At 40.7% G+C, this 12,713-nt stretch carries 10 protein-coding genes and 1 other annotated feature; of the genes, 9 read left to right on the forward strand and 1 reads right to left on the reverse strand.

Annotated elements, in window-relative coordinates; all coding sequences use genetic code 11:
• Positions 1-3: 3 nt before the first annotated feature.
• Positions 4-1,452 carry a glycoside hydrolase family 1 protein gene (locus tag ACLJJ6_RS00310; protein WP_412989491.1) on the forward strand — a complete coding sequence of 483 codons (1,449 nt, stop codon included), beginning with the start codon at positions 4-6 and terminating at the stop codon, positions 1,450-1,452.
• A 139-nt stretch (positions 1,453-1,591) separates the two neighbouring features.
• Here the strand turns inward: ACLJJ6_RS00310 and ACLJJ6_RS00315 are convergent, their stop codons facing one another.
• Positions 1,592-1,789: a hypothetical protein gene (locus ACLJJ6_RS00315; RefSeq protein WP_412989492.1), complete on the reverse strand. Its 198-nt coding sequence runs from the start codon at positions 1,787-1,789 to the stop codon at positions 1,592-1,594.
• A gap of 99 nt (positions 1,790-1,888) precedes the next feature.
• On the opposite strand from ACLJJ6_RS00315, the gene ACLJJ6_RS00320 reads away from it, so the two are divergent.
• From ACLJJ6_RS00320 to ACLJJ6_RS00355, 8 genes are all read left to right on the forward strand, one after another.
• Positions 1,889-2,173 (forward strand): ArsR/SmtB family transcription factor, encoded by a 285-nt coding sequence (locus tag ACLJJ6_RS00320; protein WP_412989493.1) that lies wholly within the window; start codon positions 1,889-1,891, stop codon positions 2,171-2,173.
• Positions 2,174-2,237: 64 nt separating this feature from the next.
• Positions 2,238-3,413 carry a CynX/NimT family MFS transporter gene (locus ACLJJ6_RS00325; RefSeq protein ID WP_412989494.1) on the forward strand — a complete coding sequence of 392 codons (1,176 nt, stop codon included), beginning with the start codon at positions 2,238-2,240 and terminating at the stop codon, positions 3,411-3,413.
• A gap of 337 nt (positions 3,414-3,750) precedes the next feature.
• Positions 3,751-3,984, forward strand: a binding site (T-box leader).
• Positions 3,985-4,028: 44 nt separating this feature from the next.
• Positions 4,029-5,666 (forward strand): peptide ABC transporter substrate-binding protein, encoded by a 1,638-nt coding sequence (locus ACLJJ6_RS00330; protein WP_412989495.1) that lies wholly within the window; start codon positions 4,029-4,031, stop codon positions 5,664-5,666.
• A gap of 13 nt (positions 5,667-5,679) precedes the next feature.
• Positions 5,680-6,948 carry a peptidase T gene (pepT, locus tag ACLJJ6_RS00335; RefSeq protein WP_412989496.1) on the forward strand — a complete coding sequence of 423 codons (1,269 nt, stop codon included), beginning with the start codon at positions 5,680-5,682 and terminating at the stop codon, positions 6,946-6,948.
• A 154-nt stretch (positions 6,949-7,102) separates the two neighbouring features.
• Positions 7,103-8,932: an arabinogalactan endo-beta-1,4-galactanase gene (locus ACLJJ6_RS00340; RefSeq protein ID WP_412989497.1), complete on the forward strand. Its 1,830-nt coding sequence runs from the start codon at positions 7,103-7,105 to the stop codon at positions 8,930-8,932.
• 121 nt (positions 8,933-9,053) lie between these two features.
• The gene (locus ACLJJ6_RS00345) at positions 9,054-9,701 is read left to right on the forward strand and encodes an FMN-dependent NADH-azoreductase (protein ID WP_412989498.1); all 648 of its coding nucleotides are present in this window, start codon (positions 9,054-9,056) and stop codon (positions 9,699-9,701) included.
• A 172-nt stretch (positions 9,702-9,873) separates the two neighbouring features.
• Positions 9,874-10,719 (forward strand): PRD domain-containing protein, encoded by an 846-nt coding sequence (locus tag ACLJJ6_RS00350; RefSeq protein ID WP_412989499.1) that lies wholly within the window; start codon positions 9,874-9,876, stop codon positions 10,717-10,719.
• 118 nt (positions 10,720-10,837) lie between these two features.
• Entirely contained in the window at positions 10,838-12,709 is a 1,872-nt protein-coding gene (locus ACLJJ6_RS00355) for a beta-glucoside-specific PTS transporter subunit IIABC (protein ID WP_412989500.1), read from the forward strand.
• Positions 12,710-12,713 lie beyond the last annotated feature (4 nt).

A 12,713-nucleotide genomic window follows, 5' to 3' on the forward strand; every position in this document is an offset into this window, starting at 1 on the left:
GATTTGACCATGCAAAAATTTCCAAAAGACTTTTTATGGGGTGGGGCAACCGCGGCTAATCAGCTGGAAGGTGCGTATCAAGCAGATGGCAAAGGACTATCGATTGCAGATGCCTTGCCGGGCGGACCGGACCGCTTCAAATTGGTAAATGAACCAAATTTTGACTGGACCATTGACGAAGCCAACTGCACGTATCCGAATCATCGGGGCATTGATCACTACCATCGATTCAAAGAAGACATTGCGTTATTCGCCGAAATGGGCTTTAAATGTTACCGTTTCTCAATTGCTTGGTCGCGTATTTTCCCAAATGGTGACGATAAAACACCTAATGAAGCCGGCTTGAAATTTTACGACCAGGTGATTGCCACCTGTCGCAGCTATCAGATTGAACCAGTCATTACCATTTCCCACTATGAGATGCCTTTGAACTTGGTGAAAAAGTATGGTGGCTGGAAAAATCGCCAGTTAATCACTTTCTATGAAACGTTTGCCCGGACAGTATTGACCCGGTATCACAAACAGGTAAAATACTGGATGACGTTTAACGAAATCAATAGTGCGCTCACCTTTCCAGTGATGGGACAAGGGCTCGTTGCCGCCAATGGTGCCAGTGATAAAAAGAATATTTATCAGGCTTGGCATAACCAATTTGTCGCGGGCGCAAAAGCAGTCAAAATCGGTCATGAGTTGGACGCAGAATTGCAGATTGGCTGCATGTTGCTGTACGCTACGACCTATTCTTATGATGCAAATCCAGTCAATCAGCTGGCTACGTTGGAGCAAAATCAAGCATTTAATCACTTCTGTGGGGATGTTCAGGTTCGCGGTGAGTATCCGGCATATACGAACAAGCTCATGCAGAAGTATGGTTTTTCATTTAACGAGCTTGAAATTGGCGAAAATGACTTGGCCTTGTTGAAAGCTAATCCCGTTGACTATATTGGGTTTAGTTACTACATGTCTTCAACGATTGATGTGGCGGATGCTGAGCGCGAACAGGCGTCTGGCAATTTAATCGGTGGGGTAAAAAATCCGTTTCTAAAAACCAGCGAATGGGGTTGGCAGGTTGATCCAATTGGGTTACGTATCGCGTTAAATGAGTTGTACAATCGCTATCAAAAGCCATTATTTGTGGTTGAAAACGGGCTGGGAGCGGTCGACAAACCAGATGATAAGTTCCATGTTCAAGATGATTATCGAATTGATTATTTACGCGAACATATCCAAGCAATGGCGGGTGCAATTGCTGATGGTGTCGATTTGATGGGATACACGCCGTGGGGTTGCATTGATTTAGTTAGTGCTTCAACCGGGCAAATGTCTAAACGCTACGGATTTATTTACGTCGATCTGGATGACCAAGGCAACGGAACGCTCAACCGCTATAAAAAAGCCTCTTTTGAGTGGTATAAACAAGTGATTGCCAGCAATGGAGAAACCTTAGCTTAAAACTAAACAGCAAAAAACAGAATGTCAGCTTTGTTGTGCGATCAATCCTACTAACCGGAAAACGAAATCGGCGTTAGTAGTGGCGTAGCAAGGGGCATTCTGTTTTTTTGGGATGATTTTGATGGCGCAAAGATGCAAATTATTGATTAAGGCTGACTGGCTGCAGACTAATCACGTGATCAGATAATGTGTTCAGAAAATCAGCATTATGATCAACGATCAAGACAGTTTTAGATTGAATTTTCACAAAATCAATCAGCATTTGAATAGTACGAACATCGATATAGTTGCTGGGCTCGTCCCATAGTAACAAATCACTCGAATCGAGCAAACTCATTGTGAGCAAGCTATATTTTGACCATAGGTGGATATCAAATGTTGACATTAGTTTTCAAAATAGTTGCAATGTTTTTAGTTTAGTAGTAGGGTTAGTTCTATGAATATCGAACAACACGATCAAAAACTAGCACAAATTTTCAAGGCGTTGGCGGAACCTAACCGCCTAAAGATTATCCGTGTCCTGTATCAGGCCCGGCGAGAGATGACTTGCGGAGAGGTTGGCGAGAAATTAAATATTAGCAAGTCGACGGTTTCTTATCACTTTAAGGCGTTACGGTTAGTTGGTTTAACGCGCACGCGGCGAGTGGCACAAGAAAAATACCTGTCGATTAATCAAACGGCCTTTCAGGAATATTTACCTGGATTTTTAGCGACACTATAGTCGAAGTGTTTTTGTGCTTTTTAGTTCGATGAATATCGAAATAAGGCAAGGAGAGAAATTTGAGATGCAGAAACATAGTCAATTTTTAACACTAAGCATGATGTTAGTTGCAGCAAATATGCGCTTGCCAATTACCATGATGCCGTCATTAATTCAAAGCTTCAAAAGCGCATTGAATTTACCCAATTCTTTAGCAGGGATGCTCACGACCATTCCTTTAATCACTTTTGCGGTTATCTCACCCATTATTGCCAAGTTGGCCCGCCGTTTTGGTAACGAATGGGTTATATACGTATTTTTGGTTATTTTAGCCCTAGGGAGTTATTTACGAATAGTTCCGACGATTTGGGCCCTACTGTTGGGAACCCTTTTCGTGGGTATCGGTATTGATGCAGGAAATGTTTTGATTCCTGCCGTCATTAAAGATAATTTTTTTAGTAAAATATCCGTGGCCACCAGTGAGTATACATTATCAATGTTGTTTGTAGGTGCGCTTGGAACGGGGATTACAGGAATTTTGGTGAAGAATATGCCACTGGCCTTAGTAATGGGGATTCTTTCGCTTATTAGTATAGTGAATTTGGTGACGTGGCTTCCTAATTTAAAGTACAATGTGCGGGATAAGTCTCTTAGTCGGGAGGCAGCACAAAGTAACCATGCTAGTGTCTGGAAAATGCCGTTGGGCTGGGTGGTGACCTTATTCTTTGGATTGCAGGCATTAGTTTATTACTCATTACTGACCTGGATGCCTAGTATTCTGCTTAGCCAGGGGTATACAAATATCCAATCCAGTAACATGGTAACCGTTTTGCAATTGGGCGGGCTTCCTTTCGCCTATTTAGTACCAGCCGTGTCGTTAAAAAAATACGGTGTTGCTAGTATGGTCTGGATTACTTTTATTGGTTTTGTGGGTGGAATTTTAGGCCTCCTTATGCCAATTCACGCAATTTGGTGGGGTACGCTCATGAATTTACTAATTGGGTTTGGATCGGGAGCTGCGTTTAATTTAGCGGTAGTCTTCTTTACAAACAAAACAACCAATGGCTTTGAAACCGCAGATTTATCCGGAATGGCACAGTCAGCAGGGTACTTACTGGCGGCTGTGGGACCGGTGTTGTTTGGTTACTTGAATAACTTGATTCAGTCGTGGACACTAGTGTTGCTACTGGCAGCTGGTTTGGCTATCTGCTTGGCACTTGCTGGTGTGATAATTAATCGTCATAAAAATATTTATGTCTAAAAAGCAGGTGAAGTTTTCATAACCAATTCGGATATCACTTTAATAACGATGGCGTCAATTTCTGTGTGTTTTAACCGAACATACAGAAGCTTTTTTTGTAATCACGAAATGAAATTACGTTTGATTTTTTTGTTTGCAAAACATTTGGCGAGTGCTACGTTTCTTGCAATATCTCCTTTTGTTGGTACTTCGCAGTTTATTTCTTATGGAAGAAAGTGGTGCAGGTTCGGATGATAGAGAAACTGAACGGAATCCGCAAAATTAAAACAAACTAATGATTTTCTTATTGACAGCACAAAAAACGGTGTTATGATTAAGAACGTATTAAAAACTTAATTTAGATACTGTGATAAGAAGAGTACCGTAGACATTAGCTTTTAGAGACCGTGACTTGGTGAAAACACGGAGCGAAAATCTGCGCGAAGATGAGCTTGGAGTAAGTTGCCAGTGCAAGCCGGCAATTCGTGATGAGGTCCGTTAAAAGCCTCAAACTTTTGGTGACAGAAGTTATTGAGGTGAAGTATGCAAATGCTTCATAAATTAAGGTGGTAACACGAAAATCGTCCTTCAGTAATGAGGGGCGATTTTTTTATTTTTTTGGAGGAGATGTTGATAATGAATCGAAAAGTTAAATCAGTAATCGTGGCGTTAGGTGTTCTAATTTTAAGCGGTTGTGGCAGTCAGGCAAAAGCGGGCAGCGGGACACAGCTGGCCAAAAAGCAGGTTTTAAATTGGACGGAAAGTTCAGAATTAGCTACCGCCGATCTATCACAAGCAACCGACACTTTAAGTTTTAATACGTTGATGAATACCCAAGAGGGACTTTACCGACTCAATAGTAAAGGCACTCCAAAGGGCGCTATAGCCACGCACACTAAGGTGACAAACGGGGGTAAAACCTATACGTTTACGCTCCGTAAAGGCGTGCAGTGGTCAAATGGCGATCCGGTCACGGCGCAAAACTTTGTTTATTCATGGCGACGAACGGTCAATCCCAAGACAGCTTCACAGGATACTTTTTATTTCTTCCAAGTTAAGAACGCGGAAGCCATTAATAATGGCAAAAAAGCTGTCAATACACTCGGGATTAAAGCAACGGGTAAGTATAAGTTGACCGTCACATTAACTAAGCCAGTTTCTTACTTCAAGAAATTACTGGCGTGGCCATTATTCTACCCCTTAAACCAAAAAGTGGTCGCCAAGTACGGCAAGAAATTTGGCACTCAGTCGCAGTATTCGGTTTATAACGGACCATACAAATTAGCTGATTGGAATGGACAAAGCAAAAAGTGGACCCTCGTCAAAAATAATAAGTATTGGGATAAAAAGGCGGTTCATTTAACTAAAATCAATGAGCTGGTTACTGAAAGTACCACAACGAGCTACAACCTGTTTAATTCGAAACAAACAGACGAAACGCTGTTAAGCGGTCAGCAGGTTAAAAATAACAAGAATAACACTAACTTTGTAAAACGACTACCAACGGCAACAGCGCGTTTGGAACTGAATCAAAATAAGGTTAAAGCTTTTAAAAACGTTAATATTCGAAAAGCTTTCTCACTAGCTATTAATCGTAAGCAGTTAACAAATAGCGTTTTACAAGACGGTTCAGTACCTTTGAAAGGTTTTGTGCCTGCTGGAATGGGTAATAATCCCCAAACTGGTGAATCTTTTGATAAAGAAGCTTATGTAAAATCAGCAGTGAGCTCAGACTTAGCGAAAGCTAAACAACTTTTGAAGAAGGGTTATCAGCAAACGGGCGTTAAAAATATCAACGTGACGTTATTAACATCGGATACCGACAGCAGCAAACAAACAGCTGAATTCTTACAAACAGAATTGGATCGTTTGCCAAATGTCAAAGTTTCACTTTCAACAATTCCATTTGTTCAGTTGATTTCCAAACAAAATTCAAAGAACTATGAAGCCACAATCCAGACCTGGCAATCCGTATTTGCTGATCCGATTAACTTCTTGGACGTGTATGAAACGGGTTCAAGCTACAATACTTCGGGCTACAAGAGTAAAACTTTTGATAAACTGTTAGACGAATCCGAGAATAAATATGGTAATCAGCCAGAGAAACGCTGGGCTAAATTGGTGGCAGCTGAAAAAGTACTGATGAAGGATCAAGGTACAATTCCGCTGTATCAAGTTGCCAAATCACAATTATTACGGACAAATGTAAAGAACGTTGTTTATAACCCAGCTGGTGTTCCTTATGACTGGAAGACAACCTACATTACAAAATAAGGAAGTGGCTGAAATGACGGAAATTAATCAAGCTTACATTGAAAAGTTGTTTATTGATTATGCCAAAGTTAATACCCGCTCGGATCCGCGTAGCCAAACAGTGCCAACCACACCAGGGCAAGTTGAACTAGCTAAACGGGTAGCAGAAGATTTGCGCACACTGGGTGTCAAGGAAGTTAAGTTTGATGAAACTAACGGGTATGTCACGGCAACTTTGCCCGGCAATACCACCCCAGAAGTGACGGCCTTAGGGTTCATCGCCCATTTAGATACGGCTGATTTTTCGGCAGATCAGGTTAATCCACAGGTCCACCCCAATTATGATGGTCAGGATGTGGTTTTAAATGAAGCCAAACAAATCGTTTTAAAAGTGAGCGAATTTCCTAACCTCAAGAAGTTTGTGGGACAGCGACTCATTACCACGGATGGGACCACGTTACTAGGTGCCGATGATAAAGCTGGTGTGACCGCCTTGTTTGGGGCATTAGAATTCTTAATCAAAAATCCAGAGGTTAAACACGGGCCGATTCGGGTCGCATTTGGTCCTGATGAAGAGATTGGTCGTGGTGCAAAGCGCTTTGATGCCAAGGGCTTTGGAACAGACTTTGCCTACACCTTAGATAATGGGCAACCGGGGCAGTTGGAGTTTGAAACGTTCAATGCTTCTGAAGCCGTGATTGAGGTAGAAGGTACGGCGGTTCACCCGGGGGATGCCTACGGATTGATGGTAAATGCGGTAACCTTAGCCAATGAAATTGTGAGTGCATTGCCCAAAGATGAGGTCCCGGAAAAAAGCCGCGATCATGATGGTTTTATCTTGGTTAATCACTTCAAAGGCACGGTGGCACACGCCCAATTAAACTTGATTATTCGTGACTTTGATACACCGCGGTTTCATCAAAAAGAAGCCTTACTAAAGAAAATTGTTGCCCAGATTAATGCCCGCTTTGAAAGCCCCCGGGTCACGTTACAACTTACGGAACAGTATTCGAATATTGGGGATGAAATTCGTAAGAACCCCTACATTGTTAACTTAGCACTAGATGCGTATCGGCGAATTGGCCTAACCCCTGATATACAACCATTCCGCGGTGGAACCGATGGAAATGCGATCACAGAAAAAGGGATTCCAACCCCCAATCTGTTTAACGGTGGAGATAATTTTCACGGACCGTATGAGTTCGTCACAACGCAAGCCATGGCACTGACTGCCAAAACAATTGTGGCGATTGCAGAAGAGCACGTGCGTCAGTTGGGACATCCTAATAATCAACCTTTATAGGCTTTTACTTGGTCACTTTGAATGTAAATTCAGGGTGGCTTTTTTAATGGCTTAGGCTCAAAGAAATCTTGACGTTATTTTATGAAAACCTTATTATGAGTTTGTAGGTTAGAGCTTATGAACATTCAAATTAATTATCTGGGGAGATAATCATATGAAGAAATGGCGTAAACTTTTTGCCCAGGCATTAATGATTGGTGCCGGGATTTTAGTATCTCTAAGTGCAGCGGCAGCTCCTGTGTTTGCCAACGCCGATGGTACAACAAATGTTAAAAACGACCAAGTAACGGTGAACCCTGTTCACGGGGTCACACCGGACGCAATTCGCGGCGTGGATATTTCTAGTTTGCAAGCTGAGCTCAATGCCGGTGTGAAATTTTATGGCTATGACGGCAAGGAACAAGATATTTTGCAAACTTTGGAGGATTCGGGCGTTAATTATGTGCGGCTGCGCATTTGGAACGACCCGTACGATAGCGAAGGACACACATATGGTGGTGGTGATGCGACTTTAGCTAATGAAGTTAAAACGGCTAAAGATGCTACGGCACATCATATGAAAGTCCTAATTGATTTACAGTATTCAGATTTTTGGGCTGATCCAGCTAAACAGGCACTCCCCAAGGCATGGAAGAATTATAGCTTTGCGCAGAAGAAAACAGCTGTCTATAACTATACAGAAAAAGTTATGAAGACCATGAAGGCTGCGGGTGTTGATATCGGCATGGTTCAGGTTGGAAATGAGACAACTAAAGGCATGATGCAGGAAACAGATCCAGCCAAGTACATGCAGTTTATTGCTCAAGGAGTTAATGCAGTTCATAAATATGCTCCGGGTGCGTTGGCAGCTGTGCACTATGAATCACCATCCAAAGATTCGTTCGCAAAAATTGCTGGTGAACTTAAAGATAATAAAGTAAATTACGATGTGATGGGTGCTACTTACTATCCACACTGGAATGGTCCAGATAGTAAACTGATTGGTGCCGAAAAAGTTATCACACAAACCTACAAAAAGAAATTTGCGGTTATGGAAATGAGCTATCCGTACACAACTGATGATATGGATGGACAACCAAATATTGTGGGATCCATTAGTAATCCACCATTTGCCATTTCCGTTCAGGGACAAGCAGATGCAATCAGCGATGTGTGGAAGACGGTCATGCAAAACGGAAATGGCCGTGCTCTGGGCGGCTTTTACTGGGAGCCAGCGTGGATTCCGGTTAAAGCTGGCTGGGATAACTACCAGTATAACCGTGATGAAAGTGTTAAGTATGGGACTGGTTGGGCAACTGAATATGCCGCTAAATATTATGGTGATGCCGGTTATGCTGATCAACAAGATAACGTCGAAGAGTATTGGGGGGCGTCGTCTTATGATAATCAAGCGCTTTTTGATCCAAACGGTTATCCATTGCAATCCCTATTGACGTTTAAGAAGATGATTACCTATAATTACGTTTCTAAAACTGCCAAGAAACCGGTTGATCGCTACAAAGTGGCTAAAAAGTCAGCCTATGCTTATACTTTTAACGGAACCAATGATAATTTTACGTTTAAAAAAGCATTCTCCCTTAGTACTTTAAAGGGCTACTACAAGATTGATAAAGCGGCTGATGTGGTTAAATCAAATGGAACGACTTATCTCTACTATCATATTACGTCAGGGAAAAAGTCGGCTTGGATTTGGCATTCTTATTTGAAGAAATGTCCAAATAAAGTTACTAAGACCACTAAGGTCAACTATAAGCATCGTTATGTAGTGAAAAATAAAAAGGGCAATGTTTATGGATTCCAAGGAGGATCGCAAGACTTCCAGTTTGTTACATTGCATCATCTAAAGAACTATCCACATACGCATTTTGTAGTTTCAAGAAAAACTTATGTTAAAAAGTATAATGGTGTGACGTACAAATATTATTATGTGCATTCATTAAGCGGTACGGTCCACGGTTATGTTTGGCATGGTTATCTTAAATAAATAAAACAATAGAGGGTTTGCAGACATAAGCAGTTATGATGCAAACTCTTTTTGGTGTCGCGAACATTTTGTTAACTTTGTGGTATGGTATAAGCATAAATAAACCATTGGAGATGAAGAAATGAGTACTGTTTTAGTGATTAAGGCCCATCCCAAAACAACGGATGTTTCAAATTCGGTTGTGATTGGTGATCGATTTGTGAAAGCTTATCAAGCAGAGCACCCTGAAGATAACCTGATTTTTCATGATCTTTATGAAGAAGGTGTTCCAGAGATCAATAGTACGAATTTGGATAGCTGGAAAAAATTAACGAACGGGGAAACTTATCAAAATTTATCTGAGAACGAGCAAATTCTGTTAAGCCGCCAACAACAGTTGCAGGAACAATTCATTCATGCAGACAAGTACGTTTTTGTAAGTCCGATGTATAATCTGTTTCTCCCTAACCGCTTAAAAATGTATTTAGATTTAGTGGTGGTCTCGACCAAGACCTGGGTGGAAGGTGAACACGGCCCAAAAGGCACCCTGCAAGGAAAAAAAGCTCTTCATATTCAATCTTCGGGCGGTACTTATCATCATACCGACAACGAATTCATGGCTAAACTTGATGTGGGGGACGGCTATTTAAAAATGTTGTTGGGACAGGTTGGTGTAAAGGATTACCAAGGTATCTATTGTGAAGGCAATTCGCACCGCGACCCAGACGATATGGCTGCCAATCGGGAATTAGTTGCCCAAGAAGCAGAAAAAGTAGCGAAAACATTTTAGATTTTGAAAATAGTGTTGCATTTCAGCAAAATGCTATGCTATACTAATTTACGTTGAAAGCGCTTCAAACAATTGAAAATAATTATGGATTGTAACTTTAAGTAGGCAAAACCTTAATGCAGATGGGAAGTTCTCTTTGCATTGAGGTTTTTTTGATGGGGGTGCACCGGTATTGTTTATTAAATCTATCATTAATAATAACGTGATTACTAGTATTGATAAACAAGGTGACGAACTTGTTCTTTTTGGGAAAGGAGTGGGTTTCAAGGCACAAGTTGGGCAGGAGATTGATGAACAAAAAGTACAAAAACGATTTTATTTAGAGGACAAAGGGATGTTTGCGAAGTTCAAGCATATTGTCAATGAAGTCACAGCAGATGAACTTTTATTAACTACAAAGATAATTAGCATGGCTCAAAAAGAACTGAAAAAGCCTTTGAATGATTCCGTCTATGTTTCTTTGGCTGATCACATTCACTTCGTGGTTTATCGCTATCAGAAAAAACAAAATCTAAGTAATGCTTTTTTGTGGGATTTACATCAGTTCTATCCAAATGAATTCAGAGTTGCCCAACGAGCAGTGGAAATGATTAATGAAACCTTGCATGTCAAGTTGGACGAAAATGAAGCTGGTTTTTTAACTTTTCACTTTGTCGATGCAACTTTAAATGTAAACTCTGAGTACGATGTTACAGCATTGACCGATCTGATGCATGCCATCATTGATATTGTGAGTTTTAATCTTCATTTACAGATTAGTTCGGATGATATGAATAGTTTTCGTTTTATTACACATGTTAAATTTTTTGCACAACGAGTGCTACAGGGTATCAAAGTTACAGATAAAGGCGATGAGGATTTGTACGAGATTATAAGAGTGAAATATAATGATGCTTCGGCTACTGTGACTAAGATAACTGAGTTTTTAATTAAGGAATATCACTATGAAATGAGTATTTCTGACAAACTGTATTTCTTAGTACATGTTCATCGCTTACTTTTACACAGTACCACCTGATTACTATAACAACTGAAAAATATCGAAATTGTTACTTTAAGTAGGCAAAACTCGAAACGAATGAATTCTCAAGACTGAGTTTCTTCGTTTCGAGTTTTTTATTTTAGGAGGGATTTGAATGGATTTCAAAGAATTAGGAACTAATATTTTGGTCAAAGTTGGTGGGGAGACAAACGTTAGTGATCTTGTTCATTGTGCAACACGATTACGGTTTAAACTAAAAGATCGAAAGAAAGCTGATAAATCTGCGATCGAAAACTTTGATGGTGTTTTAACAGTTGTGGAAAGTGGTGGTCAATTTCAAGTGGTGATTGGGAATAATGTAAGTTATGTTTACGATGCCATTATGGAAATGACGCATTTAGGAAATCGCAGTGCAGAAAATACAACTACTCAAGAAGAAAAAGGTAGTTTATTTGATAAGTTTGTTGATCTCATCTCTGGTATTTTCACACCAATCTTGGGTTTGTTAGCCGGTTCTGGTGTTTTAAAAGGTCTGTTAGCAGTTGCGGTTGCATTAGGAATGAATGCAAAATCTGGAACATATTTAGTCCTTAATGCTGCTGCAGATAGTATGTTTTATTTCTTACCAATCATTTTAGCTGTTTCGGCAGCGCGTAAATTTAAAGCTAATCAGTATTTGGCTATGGCGTTAGCTGGAGCACTTATATATCCCGATTTAGTGACAGCGTATACTGCAGGAACAAAGCTAACTTTTGCCGGAATTCCTATTATCCTAGCTAAATACAGTAGTACGGTTATACCAGCAATTTTGGCGGTTTGGGTAATGTCAAAATTACAACACTTTCTAGAGAGCAAACTACATGAAAGCATTCGTAATCTATTAACACCGTTCTTGTGCTTAATCATTATGGTTCCACTGACGCTTCTGGTGGTTGGGCCTGTGGCAACCTATGCAAGTGATGGTTTAGCACAAGGCTATCTCTGGATCTACAATTTGAGTCCCTTGATTTCTGGTGTCGTCATGGGTGCTGCATGGCAGGTACTCGTAATTTTCGGCCTTCACTGGGGATTTGTTCCGGTTATGTTGAATAATATTTCTGCTTTCAAGCGAGACACATTAGGTGCCATGGTTGGACCAGCTGTTGCTGCTCAAACAGGTGCCGCACTAGGTGTGTTTTTGCGTACCCGACAGTTAAAGATGAAAGGTCTCTCACTTTCTGCCTTTATATCAGGACTTTTTGGCATTACAGAACCCGCTGTCTATGGGGTTAACCTTAAGTTGAAACGGCCGTTTATCATTGGTGTGATCAGCGGCGCAATTGGTGGTGGAATTGCCGGTGCTTCTGGTTCGGCTGCATTAGCGGTTGCTACTCGTAGCGTGTTGACATTGCCCGTTTATATGGGGCATGGTTTTGCCGGTTATGTAATTGGTTACTTTGTTGCCATGGGAATGGCTTGTATCCTAACGATTCTATTTGGACAAGTAAATGCTGTTCAAGATCAAACAGTTGATAAGCCAAGTACTACTGACGGCATTCGAATGGAGAACGAGCCACTAATTGCTAATGAAACTTTAGTAAGTCCTGTAAATGGGAAAATTGAAGCTCTTACACAAGTTAATGATAAAACTTTTTCGAGTGGTGTATTAGGTCGTGGCTTTGCTGTTGTTCCAGCGGATAATACAGTTTATGCACCAGTTGATGGTAAAATTTCGATGTTGTTCCCAACGCACCACGCAATTGGAATTAAAACAAGTGAAGGTGCGGAGGTATTGATCCACATTGGTATCAACACGGTAAATCTGCAAGGAAAAGGTTTTGAAGAATATGTTAAAGTTGGTGATCAAATTTCGATTGGCGATCGGTTACTGACTTTTGAAAACGAACAGATGAAAGCGGCTGGATATGACACAACGGTAATTGTAATTGTTACAAACACAAATAGCTACCTGGATGTCATCAATAATTTTACAGATGAAACCAGTGAAATTCAGCATGGTAATAAGGCTCTAACATTGATGGTGTAGGACT

This window comes from Pediococcus siamensis, from assembly GCF_047220215.1.
Taxonomy (GTDB): domain Bacteria; phylum Bacillota; class Bacilli; order Lactobacillales; family Lactobacillaceae; genus Pediococcus; species Pediococcus siamensis.